Origin of the sequence: Pandoraea commovens (assembly GCF_024704525.1) — a bacterium.
Lineage (GTDB): Bacteria > Pseudomonadota > Gammaproteobacteria > Burkholderiales > Burkholderiaceae > Pandoraea > Pandoraea commovens.
Genome location: NZ_CP102780.1, coordinates 869,341 through 884,410, shown reverse-complemented (window position 1 = coordinate 884,410; position 15,070 = coordinate 869,341). Strand labels below are relative to the sequence as shown.

The window sequence follows — 15,070 nt, the reverse complement described above, 5'->3', positions numbered from 1 at the left end:
CACATCGGAGACACGTTTCATGCCTTTCGCAACACGACGCCGCCTTGGGTACGCCGCGGCCTGCCTGTCCTTTGCCTCGCCGCTGCTACTCGTCCCCGCGAGTGCGCACGCCGAAGTCACCCTCTATGGCCTGATCGACACGGCCATCCGCTACGAGACCAACGCCAACGCGAGCGACGGCAAGCTGTTCAGCGCCTCGCAAGGCTCGTTCACCGGGTCGCGCTGGGGCATCAAGGGCACGGAGAAACTTGGCTCCGATCTGGAGACGTTCTTCGTGCTGGAGAGCGGTTTCAATCTGGACGACGGCACGTCGTTGCAAGGCACGAAGAGCGCGGGCTTCGGGCAGGCGTCGTCCAACGGTGCGGGACGGCTGTTCGGCCGCCAGGCATTCGTCGGCGTGCGCGGAAGCTACGGCGCGCTGTCGGTTGGGCGTCAGTACAGCGTGGGCTATACGGCGATGGGCGCAGCGCAGATCTTCAACAACCCGAACCTCGACACCCTGATCGTCGCGAGCAACTATGTCGGCAGCCGTCTCGACAACACGGTGAAGTACACGCTCGACGCCGGTGGCTTCTCACTGGGCACGGCCTACACCTTCGGCAACGCCGCAAGCGATACGCATGCGAACTCGGGCGTGGGGGTGACGGCCGGTTATGCGGCGGGCGGCGTCAACGGCACGCTGCTGTACCAGCGCCTCACATCGGCGGACGGCACGCAGTCGCGCAACACGTTCGGCTTCTCGACGGGCGCGGCGTTCGGCGCATGGCGGGCGACGGCGGGCTACCTGCACAGCCAACTGACCGAAGTTGAGACGCGCAACAATGTCATGCTGCTCGGCCTGAGCTACAACCCACTGCCAGCGCTGACGCTGGGGGTCGGTGGCTTCGTCGACTGGCAGGCGCAGCCGGGCGGCAAACGTACCGCCGTCTACGGTATGGCCGATTACCAGTTGAGCAAGCGCACGGACGTCTATCTGGAAGTCGATCACAACAACATCAGCGGCAAATACACGCTGATCGCCTCGCAAGGCACCTACGGCAGCAAGGTCGGGGTCTCGCTGGGGCTGCGTCATACCTTCTGACAGGACGACGAACTGTTCCGGCCGGGAACGGGCAAATCTGTATCTGTTATCGCCGTGACGGGGTGACTAGAATCTAGTCACCCCGCCCACCGACGAAGGATTTCCATGCTCCGCATTCTCGGCAGACCCGCTTCCATCAATGTACGTAAGGTGTTGTGGCTCGCACATGAGCTTGGCATTCCCTTCACCAACGAACCGTGGGGCGACGGCGACACCTCGCGCAAGCTCGATAACCCTGCGTTTGCGGCGCTCAATCCGAACCTGATGGTGCCGGTGATCGACGACGGTGGTTTCGTGATGTGGGAATCCAACAGCATCCTGCGTTATCTCGCCGCGTCGCGTGAACGCACGGACCTCTACCCCGTCGCACCGCGCGAGCGTGCGCGTGTCGACCAATGGATCGACTGGCAATCGTCCGATCTGAATCCCGCGTGGAAGTACTCGTTCCTGTCGCTGATTCGTCGCTCGCCCGGCTACGACGATCCACAGGCGCTCGCCGCCAACTCAGCACGCTGGAACGACTTCATGCGCGTGCTCGACAAGCAACTGCAAACGACGCAGGCCTTCGTGAGCGGCGATAACTTCACGCTCGCCGACATCCCCGTCGGCCTGTCCGTGCATCGCTGGTTCAGCGTGCCGATCGAGCGTCCGCAACTGGAGGCCGTGTCGGTCTACTACGAAACATTGTCCGAACGCGAAGGCTTCCGCCTTTACGGACGCAACGGCACGCCGTAAGACGTTACGGCGCGCGTTGCTTTCGCTGCGTCGACATTGCGTCAGCGCTGCGCCGGTGTCGCCTCGGCCATCGTCTCGCGCATGACCTCCGCTAAAGCAATGACACCCGCCTCGATATGCTCCAGCCGGATCGACGAGAACCCGAGCCGGAACATGTTGCGCGGCGGGTTATCCCCCATGAAAAATACATCGCCCGGCTCGATCAGAATGCCGCGCGACTTGGCCCGCGCCGCCAGCAAGTTCGCGTTTAACTGCGGTGGCCCCTGCACCCAACACGACGCACCGCCCTTCACGCGCACGAACGTCGCTTCCGGCATGTGCGTCGAGAGCGCAGCGCTCAGCACTTCGGCACGCTTGGCATAGGTATCGGCCAGACGTCGCAACAGCGCGTCGTGATGGCCAAGTGCCAGGAACATCGAGAACGAACGCTGAATGAACGCCGACGGGTGACGAATCATCAAACGGCGCAACGCACGTAGCTCATTGACCAGCGCCGCCGGTGCGACGATATACCCCAGCCGCAATCCGGGCGCGAACGACTTCGACAGACTGCCGATGTAGATCACCCGGTCGCTGCGGTCCAGACTTTTGAGCGCCGGAATCGGAATGTCCGAATAGCTGTTCTCGCTCTCGTAATCGTCTTCGATCACCACGAAGTCGTCGGCCTCTGCGCGACGCAGCAACGCCTCGCGATGCGCGAGCGGCATCGTCGTGGTCGTAGGACATTGGTGCGACGGCGTCACGTACACGTAATCGCACTGCGACAAGCGCTCGTCCACCGGCAACCCGTGCTCGTCGACCGGCAGTCCAACCAGCTTCGGCGTGCGCATCGCGAAGATGTTTCTGGCATCGGGATAACCGGGGTCCTCGACGCCTACGGTCGTACGCGCGCCCACCAGCAAATCGGCGAGCAGATACAGCGCCTGTTGCGCACCATTGGTGAGCACGATCTGATCGGCATCGGCCCACACGCCGCGACGCGGCAACACGCGCGTGCGAATCTGCTGGATGAGCGTTTCGTCGTCGCGCGCGATCATGTCCGGCGCCCAGTCGCGAATCTCCATGACGGTGAGCGCCTTCTGGCAGCACTCGCGCCAGTCGGCGGTCGGGAACATGGTCGGATCGAACTGCCCGTAAATGAACGGGTACTGGTACTGCTGCCAGTCGATGGGCTTCACGATGTTGCGCTGCGCCGAAGGCCGCACGACGTAACGTCCCTCCCAGTCGGGCGTGGACGGATCCAGCGGGGCGATGGTGCCAGCGGATTCCGTCTGCGCCCGCCCTTCCTGCGCGTGCTTCCCATCACGACCGTCCCTGCCGTCTCGGCCATCGCGTGCGTCCCGCGCACTCGCGGGCTGCGACCCCACGCGCGGCGCGAGGATATCGCCATTGACGAAGTAACCGCGCCGCTCCCGCGCGATCAGATAGCCCTCGTCGACCAGTTGCTGGTAGGCCAGCACCACCGTGTTGCGCGCCACGCCCAGCCCTTCGGCCAGCTCGCGTGACGACGGCACGGCCGCACCGCGCATCAGGCGTTCGTCCAGAATCGCCGACACGAGCATCTGGCGAATCTGGCTCTGCAAACTCATGCCCGCTCGCGCCGACACCAAAAACAACTGGTTCCACATCGCCGCGGAAATCCGGCTCGACATCGCGTCCCCTTTTTGTCTGTCACTTCTAGAACGTCAATTATTACTCATGAGACGGTGACGTTTATTCCGAATTGGGGTTTATCCGCAGACGGGCGAAAGCTGGCGAGATTCGAGCATTCATGCGGCTTGCGGGCCGATTCCCGGGTAACTGGACCAGTTGGCATCATCAAATGCGGCCAACTGGCTCTAACGAACAAAAATGTGCGCGGCAATGATGCAGTCACTTGACGCCGATTTGTCATGCCAGATGCGTCAACCCGAGAGTTCCACCGAAAACCTTTCGAACTGAGGTGAACCATGACTGGACTTCCGAACCGGCTGCGACGGGTGTTCGCAGCGACGGCACTGGCGGCTGCGGCCTTACCCGCAACCCTGATGCTCGGATTGGCGGCGCCTGCAACGGCGCAGGCGCAGGAGAAAGAGGTGACGATCGCGTATCAGCAGATCGTCGATCCGTGGCTGGTCGCCATTTCGAGCGGCGAGTTCGAGAAGGCGACGGGTTACAAGATCCACTGGCGCCAGTTCGAATCGGGTGCCAAGGTGGCCACGGCGCTCGCCTCGGGCGACATCAAGATCGGCGTGCTTGGCTCCAGCCCGATGGCGGCGGCCGTCTCGCAAGGGCTGGACCTGCAACTGTTCTGGATCCTGGACGACATCAACCAGGCCGAAGCGATGGTCGTACGCAATGCGTCGAACATCAAGACGCCGGCCGACCTCAAGGGCAAGAAGATCGGTGTGCCGTTCGTCTCGACGACGCACTACCACACGATGTTTGCGCTGCAACAATGGGGCATCAAGCCGACCGAGGTGCAGGTGCTGAACATGCAGCCGAACCAGATCGTGGCCGCATGGGAGCGCGGCGACATCGATGCGGCTTACGTGTGGGATCCGGCGCTCGCGCAGATCAAGCAAAGCGGTCATGTACTGATCACGTCGGGCGAATTGTCGAAGCAGGGCAAGCCGACGTTCGATGGCATTGCCGTCGACCGCAAGTGGGGTGAAGCAAACGCCGATTTCATGGCGAAGTTCGTGAAGGTTATTGCGAGCGCCGATGCGGCCTACCGTCAGAATCAGGCGGCCTGGACGGCGAGCTCACCGCAGGTCAAATCCATCGTCAAGATGATCGGCGGCAAGCCGGAAGATGTGCCCGGCGCATTGTCGCTCTACGCCTATCCGTCGGCCGAACAACAGGCGTCTGCGGAATGGCTGGGTGGCGGCAAGGACAGCCGCGCTGCGAAGGCATTGAAGGACACCGCCGACTTCCTGAAGGGTCAGCAGAAGATCAATGCCGTCAAGGCGGACTACACGCCGTTCGTCACGTCGCGTTATGTCGACGCCGCACTCAAACTGAAGTAAGCCGCACCGGGGCCGACGCGCCGGCCGGTTGTGCGGCGCGCCATCCCCTCCCCAATCGCTGGATCGGCTGGAGAAGGGCTTCATGGAACAACTCATCGTCAACGACGTCAGCGTCGTATATCCCGGCCGGCGTCCCGGCGAGCAGGTACAGGCGCTCGCCCACGTCGATCTGACCATCGCACCCGGCGATTTTGTTGTGGCGCTCGGCGCTTCGGGCTGCGGCAAGACCACGCTGCTCAGTCTGATGGCAGGCTTCATCGCCCCCACCTCCGGTGAATTGTTGCTCGGCGACGCCCCCATCGAAGGCCCCGGCGCCGACCGTGGCGTCGTCTTCCAGAAGCACGCGCTGCTGCCGTGGCTGAGCGTGATGGAAAACACCGAATTCGGTCTGAAGCTGCAAGGCATTCCCAAGACGGAACGACGCGCCCGCGCCGCACGCAACCTCGCGCTCGTCGGCTTGCAGGACTTCCACAATCACATGATCTATCAGCTCTCGGGCGGCATGCAGCAGCGCGTGGGGATTGCACGTGCGCTGACCTGCAATCCGTCGATGCTGCTGATGGACGAACCGATGGCTGCGCTCGATGCGCTCACCCGCGAGACCATTCAGGAACTGTTGCTCGATGTCTGGCGCGAGACGCAGAAGATGATCTTCTTCATCACGCACAGCGTGGAAGAAGCGTTGTTCCTTGCCAGCCGCCTGATCGTAATGTCGCCGCGCCCCGGGCGCATCACCCACACCTACGAACTCGACTTCAACAAGCGCTATCTCGAAAACCGCGATGCGCGCGCCATCAAGTCGAGCCCCGATTTCATCGCCATGCGCGAGACGGTGCTCAGCATCATCTACGGTGACGAGCGTGCCGGGCAGACTGCGTCTGCCGGTGCGGTCGCGGCCTGATGTGCCTGATCGAAGCCGGAGACGAGCCATCATGATGACCAAACCCGTCACAACCCCGCAGGCACCGTCCGCCACGAATGGCAGCGGCATGCAGCGTCCGTCCTCTCCTCTGAATACGCCGCGCGCACCGCGCCGTAAAGGGTTCTTCGCCCGAATGTTCGCCCCGCGTCCCGTGAAGGCCGGTGAATCGTTCGGCGCACCCGGTCAGGGGCCGAGCCTGGCGATCAGCGTCGTGACCGTGTTCGTGCTATTGGCGATCTGGGTCGCTATTACATCGTCAGGAATGATCAAGCCGCTGTTCCTGCCGGGACCGCGCGCCATCGTCGAGAAGTTCATTCAGGTGTCGACCGAAGGCTTTGCGGGCTCGACGCTGTGGCAACACACGCTCGCCAGTCTGTATCGCGTGTTCGGCGCGTTTGCGCTGGCATGTGTGACGGCGATTCCCGTCGGCATTCTGATGGGCGTCTCGCGCATCGGACGCGGCGTATTCGACCCGCCCATCGAGTTCTATCGTCCGCTGCCGCCGCTGGCCTATCTGCCGCTCGTGATCATCTGGTTCGGCATCGGCGAGTTCTCGAAAGTGTTCCTGATTTACCTGGCTATCTTCGCGCCGCTGGCGATTGCAGCACGGGCGGGCGTTCGTTCCGTCTCGATGGAGCAGATTCACGCGGCGTATTCGATGGGTGCGTCACCGCGCCAGATCGTGATGCACGTGATCGTGAAGTCGGCACTGCCGGAAATCTTCACCGGCATGCGCATCGGTATCGGTGTGGGCTGGACCACGCTGGTGGCCGCCGAAATGGTGGCGGCATCGAGCGGCCTCGGTTTCATGGTGCTCAACGCGGCGGAATTCCTCGCGTCGGACATCGTGATCATGGGGATCATCGTGATCGGCTTCTTCGCCTTCGGGTTCGATCTCATCATGCGCTATCTCGAGCGCGTACTCGTGCCCTGGAAAGGCAAGGTCTGACAAGGCAGAAGCGGTTTTCGTTGGTCATCACAAAAAGACGCAGGGCGGCGCGCCCCCCAGTACCTACCGCGCCGCACCTGACGTCAGACAAGGCATTAAGGAGGTTGTGTGGCAGTTGAGACATTCATCGGCAGTTCCCCCCTCGTTGCAGTCCTCGCAGTGATTCCCCGCTTCGCGCATCCGCTCACAGGAGGTCGTCATGGCCAATCGTGATACCGGAACGCATCTGCAATCGAGCCTCAAACAACGTCACATGAGCATGATCGCGCTGGGCGGCGTGATCGGTGCCGGTCTGTTCGTCGGCAGCGGCGTAGTCGTGCATGCAGCAGGCCCCGCAGCGGTGCTGTCGTTTCTCATCACCGGCGTACTGGTGGTGCTGGTCATGCGCATGCTCGGCGAAATGGCGTGCGCCATGCCTGCGGTCGGTTCGTTCTACGAGTATGCGCGGCTGGCCTGGAACGACAAGCCGGTCGGCGGCGAGCTGGCCGGTTTTCTGACGGGTTGGATGTACTGGTACTTCTGGGTGATCGTGGTGGCCGTCGAGGCCGTGGCCGGTGCGAACCTGATCCAGTTCTGGTTGCCGGACATTCCCGCATGGGCCATCAGCCTCGTGCTGCTAGTAGTGCTCACGCTGACGAATCTGGTGTCGGTCGCGTCATACGGCGAATTCGAATTCTGGTTTGCGTCGATCAAGGTCGCAGCGATTGTGGTGTTCCTGTTCCTCGGTGGACTGTTCGTGTTCGGCATGTGGCCGGGCGCGGTGGCCAGCACTGGACATCTGCTATCGCATGGCGGCTTCATGCCGAACGGCATCGGTCCGGTGATGTCTGGTGCGGTGGCGGCGACAGGGTTCTACTTCGGTGCGGAGATTGTGACGATTGCCGCTGCCGAAGCTGCCGAACCGCAGCAGGCGGTGGCACGTGCAACGAACTCGGTCATCGGCCGCGTGCTGTTCTTCTACATCGGCTCGATTCTGCTGGTCGTGATGCTCGTGCCCTGGAATTCGGCTGGCATGGCAACGCCGTACGTGAGCGCGCTCGAAGCGATGCGCATTCCGGCAGCCGCGCACATCATGAACGCAGTGGTGCTGACGGCAGTGCTGTCGGCGTTGAATTCGGGGCTGTACGCGTCGTCGCGCATGCTCTTTGCGCTGACACGCCGTGGCGATGCGCCTCGCTCGCTTGCGAAGCTGAATTCACGCGGCGTGCCGGTGCGGGCGATTCTCGTAGGCACACTGTTCGGTTATGCCGCCGTGGTGATGTCGTACGTCTCGCCGGATACCGTGTTCGCGTTCCTCGTGAACTCGTACGGCACCGTGGCGATCTTCGTGTACGTGCTCATCGCTTTCTCGCAGTTGAAACTGCGCAAGCGGCTCGAACGCGAAGCACCGGCCCGGCTCAAGATTCGTATGTGGGGATTTCCGTACCTCACCTGGGTCGCGATCATCGGAATGTTGTCCATCGTCGGTGCGATGGCTTTCATTCCCGATCAACGCACCCCGCTGGCACTGGGTGTCGTGAGTCTGACGGTGCTGCTGGTCGCGTTCACGGTGCGCTCAATCTGGCGCAAGCTGCGCTCGCCGGATCCGGAATTCGATATTTAAATTAAGTTGGATGAGACGACGGGGACAACCCGTCGTCTGCTTTTGGAATGGATTCCTCGGCGTGAAAGGGATCCAGACTTGCGTCAAAACGTTTGACTCGACGCAGCTCTTTCACTCGCCTTCGCCCACAACCAGTCGAACTCGGCGCGTCCGAGCAGACCGTCGTCCCTTCCCGGTGGTCTCGGTTCGCTATTTTCGTTGTGCACGGACGTCGATATCGAAGCGCGAGGTGCCCCGCTCTCTCCAAGTTTCGCAAAGCAAGCGAATGCGTCCTCCCGGCACGCATCGGCGTCACTGTCACTGCGAACTCTCTTCAGATCGAGCGCCTCGCGTCCCAGCTCATCGGCCGCACGGCGATAGGCACTGACGCCGACGTTCGCATTGCCGGTTCGTACATGCAGCGCCCCGAGTTCCATCAGCGCCAATCCGTACGCCCTACGGTCGCCGACAAAATGAAACGCTTCGGCGCAATTTGACAGCATGTCGTGCAGTGAGAAGCCCGTGGCGTCATCAAACTCGGGGACACGACGCCCTAGCGCACGCAACGACGATCCCAACGCCTCGATCACCGTCCCGGGTACGCCAAGCTCCGCGATTCGCCGTTTTCCGATCCACCGATCGATGGCGGCGCTCCACGCCAGACATGCCTCCCGATCCAGCTGCCAAACGTGCTCCTCGCGGAAGCGCTCAGCGAACTGCGCGAGGCCCGACGCGGCCCCTTCCGTCTCAACCGAAAGCAGTTGCTCGATTTCCTCGTGCGTGAGCCGCCCTTGCGTGTTCTCGAAGCACTTGTGCCCAAGCGGAAGGCAAAGGTCCATGTCGAGGAACTTCAAATAGATTTGCCCGCGCTGCCCGATCTCGGCCCTTGCAAGCATCCTTTTACGATCATCGTGCATGAGCAACTTCAGGACATCCACAGCACCGTCTTCCGCGCGGCAGATCGCGTCCTTGTCTTTGCTTTTCAGATAATCTCGCCCCGCTTCCGTCGAGGCGATGTGCCCCAGCGCCACGCTATTCAATATCTCCGACTTTCGACTGACCGACAGCCAACTACAGAGGCGATCTATCACGCCCATGTGCGTGAAGTTCGCGAGAAACTCGTCGAACACGCCGTCCGACACCGGTCCGCCAGCGAGAAATTGACGATTGAATTCGTCCAGCGTCTGCACGCGACGTTCGCTGAGATGAAAATTCGGGTAGTTCAGCACCGGAAACCAGCAGGCATTCGGACAAATGGGGGGCATGACATTTCATCTATCAGAGACGTATCGGCATCAGTCTGCCCCCTTCGCCCGGGCGCTTACTTTCATTTATCGCCGCGCTTTCGACCGCTCGCTCGCCATCTACTTCAGCGATTCGACGCCACTACTGCGTCGGTCCGCGCTTGGTCCGGCCAGCGTATCCTCCACCGATCCCAACATCCGCAGGTCCATCGGACTCGTCATGGAGTCGTACACACTAGAATTGGTATCGTTTGCGTTGCCCTGTTGTAGAAGATCGATTGGCGCTACTTGCCTCGCGGCACGATTGCGCCAGTGGGTCGCGCTACTCTGATCGCCCGATGCGTCCGATATTCTCGCCATTTCAGTGCAAACTGACCGCGCCTCCAGATCGTCCCCTATCAGCCAGTCGATCGTAAAGAGTCTCTCCCCTGCATACGCCGTCAACGCGTTGTCTCCCGCCGCTTTTGACGACTCAAATCCAACTTGCAAAAGTTGACGGAGATACCGCTTCTCGTTTCGCGCTGCGCGCTTGCGGAACAGTTCGAGAAACAAGACGCTGGCTTCCTGATACGCGGTCCTGGCCCCTGCCTCGTCCCCCGTCAACGCGAGATGGACGGCAAAATCCCGCCACACAAACGCCTCGTTCGCAGACACGTCACCAACGCCGAACGATGCGGCGCTGGAAACCAAAAGAGGTATCCGCTGCGACACCCGATGCCCCCCGTGCAGCGACACCCATCCGCCCAGCGCACGGTAGGCACTTCCGATGTCGTCGATGTCCGTCGACGTCACCTTGAACTCACCGGATAAGACCCCGTCTGTCGCCTGATGTAGCAGTGTCGCCCAGGCGAGTACGACATCCAGCCCGTTGGCGCCCATCTCGCACAGACCGTTTCCACAGACGAAGCGGCTCAACAGCGTTCGGCCCTCGTCATCGTGACGCAGCACCAGTTCGCCCGCCTCGGCAACACTCAGCGCGCCTCTAAGCGTCTCGAAGCAACTCGCGCCCAATGGCATACGGAGTTCGCTACCGGGTAACGCAACCACAATCCGAGCGTCGACACTCAGCACCGCGCTTCTCAGCAGTTCCGCGCGGCGATCGCAGTCAAACTCGCACAACAGCGTCAAAGCGTCGTGATCGACCCTGTCGAGTAGCTGTCGCGCGAGCAAGAACTCGGCACCGCCCCGGGACGCTGCGATATGACACCGGGCAGCCCGGTGCAGCATCTGCGCTTTCTCCGAATCGCCGAGGCAATTGCCGCCCAATATGCCCAAACGCCCTGTGCGCGTGAATCCGCTCAGAAAATCCTCGAATATCCGATCCGCCGGGATTATCGTCACGCCAATCTGCTCATTGAACCGCTTGATGACGTCCAGGCGACGGTCGCTGAGGTGGAGATCAGGGGGTGCGCACAACAATGGATTTGCGCTGGAAGCGGGAGGTACTGGCAGCATGTCGGCCTCGTAGGTTTGACGGAAGGTCGGTCTCGCTTGACCTGCTTCCTGGAACGTCGGCTATCGCGACACTTGCAGCGACTCCGAAGCATCTGAAGACGCCGATGATTCAGCCCCCCGCGACGCGCGGGGCCCTTGCATTGCCTGTTCGCTCCATTGACGGGCTTGCGCGATGTCTCCCATACGACGCTCCGTGTTCGCGACAACGGCGGCGACAGCACGCGCTTCCGATGGCAAATTGCTGCGGATATGACGCTCGTATAACGTCATTCCCGTGCGACTCGTTTGTGCCAAGTTGCCGGATTCTCGGTAGACGTCGAACGCCATTTCAAGACAATCTCTGGCCTTTTCCTCTTGCGTTTGCGTGAGAAACAAATCGGCCGCGAGAGACAGTTTGGCCCCGGCGCGGTTGAGGGCATCGATTCTCATCGACGTTTCGCCTGCCTCATGGTGATGTTTGGCGATGTCCCGCCAGACAAGTCCGCTCGCCTTAGGTCTATTAGCGGCATCGAACAGCTTGGCGCTGATGCGCAAGGCTGAGGCCAACGGTATACCGGCGTGGTTTGCCTGCGTGGCAGCGCCTCGCGCGACTGCCCGATAGGCAAGCGCCAACTCGTGAAGCCTATCTTGGCCGCCCAACGATTCGATTGGCGTTTGACCGCGACAGCGCTCAAGAAAGGAACTCCAGGCACGCAGAACACCCGAGTCGTAATACCCTGCATGCGACCGCTTCTGCTCCCTTGCGAAATTGCCGATCAACGTTCGGTCAGTGTCGTCGCGATTCGACATCAATTGCCTGGACTCAGCTTCCGAGAGCGCGCCATCACCGTCACCGAAGCAGTCGCTCTCCAACGGCATGCGCAGTTCGTAGTCCGGGAAGGTCAGGACGATCAGGTCACGCGCACCCAACCTGGTACCTTTGAGCATCGTCTGTCTGGCGGCAGGTGTCAGCCCGCGCAATAGCTCCCGTGCATCCTGATTCACCTGTCGGAGCATTTCCTTGCCAGCCAGAAAATCGCGCCCGGCGCTCGATGTCGCGACATGACAACGCGCCAGCCTGGATAGGATCTCGGACTTCTTTCCACCACTCGAAAAGCAATCACGGATGATATCGACCGGCCCCATGTGCACGAAGCCGTTCAGGAATGCGAGAAACACCGCGCCCGGCGGGCGCGCACTCTCGGTGATCGCGCTATTGAAACGGCTCAGCACGCCCAGTCGTCGGTCACTGAAATGATGGCCGGGAAACGACTCGATCGGCAGATTCGGGCCGTTGGCTAACGAGTTCGACGGGATTGTCATGGAGTCTCCAGACACACGTATTAGATTCAGTCTGCGCGCGCCCTTCCCGACTCACTTTCAAGTATCGCCGTCCTTGCTGTGGGATATCCGACTGCGACCGGTCCGCGGAAGGTAACGTCCACCGCGTCAATGGGTGGCTTTTGGCCCTCCAAGGGCGGCACTTGCTTGGCCAGCGCTTTCCATCGATCGGCGACCTCGATGTTTCCCAGCCTACGCTCCGCATCCGCGACAATGGCGGCGACAGCACGCGCTCGTGATTGAAAATTGCAATCGATATGGCAATCAAACAAGGCCTTGCCCGTGCGACTCGTCTCTGCCAAATTGCCGGATTCGCGGTAGGCGTCGAATGCCATTTCAAGAAATTTTCTCGCCTTGTCCGCTTGCTTCAGGAGGGAATAGCCATCAGCGGCGAGAAACAGTTTGGCGCCGGCGGTATTGAGAGCCACGATTTCCTGCGATTTTTCACCTTTCTCGTGGAAGTATTTGGCCACGTCCCGCCAGACAAGCCCGCTCGCCTTTGGGTTATTGGCTTCATCGAAAAATTGAACGCAAAGGCGCAGGATTTCGAGTAGCGGCAGACGCGCATGGTCTTCCTTCGTGGCGGCACCGCGCGCGATCGCCAGATAGGCATACCCAAACGCTTCGAGGATCTCCTCGCTGCCGCGCTGTCCGACTGGCGTTTGACGTCGACAGCAGTTAAGAAGCTCACACCAGGCACGCAGAACATCGGTGTCGTAAGTCTCTACCTGCGCGCTCCTCTGCTCGCTTGAAAATCTGTCGAGCAGCGTTCGGTTGGTAGCATCGCATGTCATGATCAACTTCCACGCCTCGGCTTCCGAAAGCGCGCCATCGCCGCGACGAAAGCATTCTATTTCCAACGGCATGCGCAGTTCGAGATTCGGGAAGGTCATGACAATCAGGTGACGATCGCCCAACTCCGCGCCTTCGAGCATTTGCTCTCTGGCGGCACGTCTAAGCCCGCGCATTAGCGTCCATGAGTCGTCGACCACCTGCGAAAGCAAACCCTGCCCCGCCAGAAAATCTCGGCCTGCGCTCGATGTCGCGATATGACAACGCGCCAGCCGAGACAAAGTCTCAGACTTCCTTCGGTCGTCATCAATGAAGTCACCGAGCAGGTCGATCGGCCCCATGTACGTGAAGAATTCCATGAAATCGAAAAACACGCCTTGCGGGGGACGGCTATTCTCAGCGACCTTGCGATTGAAGTCTCTCAGCACATCTAATCTTCTGTCGCTGAGTGTTTCACGGGGAGTCCACAAGAACGGCAGATTGGGACTGTTGGTCAATGAATTCGGTTGGATGCCCATGGATTCTCAAGTAGCGCGTATTGGATTCATTCTGCGCGCGCTCCTCCCGACTCACTTTCAACTATCGCCGTCCTCGCTGCGGGATATCCGACGGCTACCGGTTCGACTTTTGGGCCTTCAATTTCGCGAGTCGTCCCATGACTGCCAGAGTTCTTAGGTTCGACTCGATTTCCGAAAGCGTTTCCTCGGTCTTTGCCTGTTGATCGGCCCACGCGGCCTCAAATTCAGTCCGACTGATGTGGTCGACAAACTTGGGGAGTGGCACGATTTCATCGACCGCCCGAGATATCCGCGCCTGAGGCCCGCCGCGGAGACCTCGTAATGCGTGTTCCTCCGCGTAAGTCCTCAACGCCATTCCATGGCAGACAACAGCGTCGGCATAATGACCGTCGCTCCAACGTTTAAGCGCATTTCTGGCGAACACGCTTGCCGCTAGCGTGGCCACCCCTACGGCCGCGTCGCGTTCGAATTTGAGAGCACGGGAAGCTGCGAGCTTACATAGGGTTGCGCCACAGGCTCCAAGATCCCCGGCAAGAAAATACGCTTCGGCGCAATGGGTGAGCATCCGAACCATTGGAAACTCCTCCTCGCCCCCCCGTGAGAAAGCACGGTCCGTCAGGTTCCTTAAAGTGAACGCCAGCGCTTCTAGCACCGCCTTCTTCTTACTGAACTCCGCAATCGGTTTGCCATCGATGCATCGATCTATCAGATCACTCCAGAAATGACACGTCTCGGTATCCGGGGTCTGTGCGTCAAGATGAACAAGCTTGGCGGAGAAAATATCCAACAGACAGTGAAGTCGCGCCTCCGGGTCCGTGAGCAGCTTCTGTATCTCATCCGTAGTCAATGCGCCCTCCCCGGTCCCTAGCCAGGCGCGTCCAAGAGGGATGCATAACCCGCCATCCGGGAAGCGAACGACAATCTGCCCGCGATCGCCAATGTATGCGTCGGCAATCATCACCTCCCTAAGCTCTGCGGTCAGCGCGCCAAACAGCGTTGCGGAATCCTGGTCGACGAGATGAAACTGGTTGCGTTTCGCAAGAAAATCGCGGCCCGGGCCAAACGAGGCCACGTGGCAGCGCGCTGCGGCGCGCAAGACACTCTCCTTTTTCTCTTCCGACAGACCGCGAAGCACAGAGCCCAGCAGCTCCGTGGAATCGAAGTTCCGTATGAAGTCCTCGATCACCTGGTCCGCAGGGCGGTTGCCATCGTTGAACCGACAAGTGAAGTCTTTCAGTTGATCGATGGCACTGTCACGGAGACTTTCGTGCGGAGCGGTCGATATCGTGAGGTTATGAAAATGCGTTTCGGAAATATTTGGCATACAGGTCGTCTCGTCGAAGTCTCTGAACCACCAGTCTGCGCCGGAGCACCGAGCGCTCACTTTCAAATTTCACCGCGCTCGCAATCATCGGGGGGAAACCCTATCGGGAAGTCGAGACTTCGACGCGGAAGACCGGGCGA

The 15,070-nt window shown here is 60.7% G+C and carries 12 protein-coding genes; 6 read left to right on the top strand and 6 right to left on the bottom strand.

Translation table 11 applies throughout. From position 1 onward, the window contains the following. Nucleotides 1-19: 19 nt before the first annotated feature. Entirely contained in the window at nt 20-1,081 is a 1,062-nt protein-coding gene (locus NTU39_RS04365) for a porin (RefSeq protein WP_150665510.1), read from the top strand. A gap of 105 nt (nt 1,082-1,186) precedes the next feature. Beyond that, nucleotides 1,187-1,816 (top strand): glutathione S-transferase family protein, encoded by a 630-nt coding sequence (locus NTU39_RS04360; RefSeq protein ID WP_257959303.1) that lies wholly within the window; start codon nt 1,187-1,189, stop codon nt 1,814-1,816. A gap of 41 nt (nt 1,817-1,857) precedes the next feature. Here the strand turns inward: NTU39_RS04360 and pdxR are convergent, their stop codons facing one another. Beyond that, entirely contained in the window at nt 1,858-3,468 is a 1,611-nt protein-coding gene (gene pdxR, locus NTU39_RS04355) for a MocR-like pyridoxine biosynthesis transcription factor PdxR (RefSeq protein WP_257959301.1), read from the bottom strand. Nucleotides 3,469-3,843: 375 nt separating this feature from the next. Between pdxR and tauA the strand changes: the two genes are divergently transcribed. From tauA to NTU39_RS04335, 4 genes are all read left to right on the top strand, one after another. Then, nucleotides 3,844-4,824: a taurine ABC transporter substrate-binding protein gene (gene tauA, locus NTU39_RS04350; protein WP_373275391.1), complete on the top strand. Its 981-nt coding sequence runs from the start codon at nt 3,844-3,846 to the stop codon at nt 4,822-4,824. An 82-nt stretch (nt 4,825-4,906) separates the two neighbouring features. Continuing rightward, nucleotides 4,907-5,725 (top strand): taurine ABC transporter ATP-binding protein, encoded by an 819-nt coding sequence (locus NTU39_RS04345; protein WP_150665506.1) that lies wholly within the window; start codon nt 4,907-4,909, stop codon nt 5,723-5,725. A gap of 154 nt (nt 5,726-5,879) precedes the next feature. Then, a complete protein-coding gene (locus NTU39_RS04340) occupies nt 5,880-6,695 on the top strand; it encodes an ABC transporter permease subunit (protein ID WP_150665603.1) in 816 nt (271 codons plus the stop codon). A gap of 199 nt (nt 6,696-6,894) precedes the next feature. Next, complete coding sequence (locus NTU39_RS04335) at nt 6,895-8,298, top strand: amino acid permease (RefSeq protein WP_257959299.1); 1,404 nt, start codon at nt 6,895-6,897, stop codon at nt 8,296-8,298. An 83-nt stretch (nt 8,299-8,381) separates the two neighbouring features. On the opposite strand, the gene NTU39_RS04330 is transcribed toward NTU39_RS04335, so the two are convergent. The 5 genes from NTU39_RS04330 to NTU39_RS04310 form a co-directional block, all read right to left on the bottom strand. Continuing rightward, nucleotides 8,382-9,506 (bottom strand): hypothetical protein, encoded by a 1,125-nt coding sequence (locus NTU39_RS04330; RefSeq protein ID WP_257959298.1) that lies wholly within the window; start codon nt 9,504-9,506, stop codon nt 8,382-8,384. A gap of 135 nt (nt 9,507-9,641) precedes the next feature. After that, a complete protein-coding gene (locus NTU39_RS04325; RefSeq protein WP_257959297.1) occupies nt 9,642-10,976 on the bottom strand; it encodes a hypothetical protein in 1,335 nt (444 codons plus the stop codon). Between the two features lie 60 nt (nt 10,977-11,036). Continuing rightward, nucleotides 11,037-12,278, bottom strand: coding sequence for a hypothetical protein (locus NTU39_RS04320; RefSeq protein ID WP_257959296.1), 1,242 nt, complete (start codon nt 12,276-12,278; stop codon nt 11,037-11,039). Between the two features lie 26 nt (nt 12,279-12,304). Next, entirely contained in the window at nt 12,305-13,606 is a 1,302-nt protein-coding gene (locus NTU39_RS04315) for a hypothetical protein (RefSeq protein WP_257959294.1), read from the bottom strand. A gap of 94 nt (nt 13,607-13,700) precedes the next feature. Then, nucleotides 13,701-14,930: a hypothetical protein gene (locus tag NTU39_RS04310; protein WP_257959293.1), complete on the bottom strand. Its 1,230-nt coding sequence runs from the start codon at nt 14,928-14,930 to the stop codon at nt 13,701-13,703. Nucleotides 14,931-15,070: the final 140 nt, after the last annotated feature.

Bases quoted from the DNA above. Each gene is read 5' to 3' on its own strand.
- NTU39_RS04365 (WP_150665510.1), top strand. From the start codon at position 20: ATGCCTTTCGCAACACGACGCCGCCTTGGGTACGCCGCGGCCTGCCTG.
- NTU39_RS04360 (WP_257959303.1), top strand. From the start codon at position 1,187: ATGCTCCGCATTCTCGGCAGACCCGCTTCCATCAATGTACGTAAGGTG.
- pdxR (WP_257959301.1), bottom strand. From the start codon at position 3,468: ATGTCGAGCCGGATTTCCGCGGCGATGTGGAACCAGTTGTTTTTGGTG.
- tauA (WP_373275391.1), top strand. From the start codon at position 3,844: ATGCTCGGATTGGCGGCGCCTGCAACGGCGCAGGCGCAGGAGAAAGAG.
- NTU39_RS04345 (WP_150665506.1), top strand. From the start codon at position 4,907: ATGGAACAACTCATCGTCAACGACGTCAGCGTCGTATATCCCGGCCGG.
- NTU39_RS04340 (WP_150665603.1), top strand. From the start codon at position 5,880: ATGTTCGCCCCGCGTCCCGTGAAGGCCGGTGAATCGTTCGGCGCACCC.
- NTU39_RS04335 (WP_257959299.1), top strand. From the start codon at position 6,895: ATGGCCAATCGTGATACCGGAACGCATCTGCAATCGAGCCTCAAACAA.
- NTU39_RS04325 (WP_257959297.1), bottom strand. From the start codon at position 10,976: ATGCTGCCAGTACCTCCCGCTTCCAGCGCAAATCCATTGTTGTGCGCA.
- NTU39_RS04320 (WP_257959296.1), bottom strand. From the start codon at position 12,278: ATGACAATCCCGTCGAACTCGTTAGCCAACGGCCCGAATCTGCCGATC.
- NTU39_RS04315 (WP_257959294.1), bottom strand. From the start codon at position 13,606: ATGGGCATCCAACCGAATTCATTGACCAACAGTCCCAATCTGCCGTTC.
- NTU39_RS04310 (WP_257959293.1), bottom strand. From the start codon at position 14,930: ATGCCAAATATTTCCGAAACGCATTTTCATAACCTCACGATATCGACC.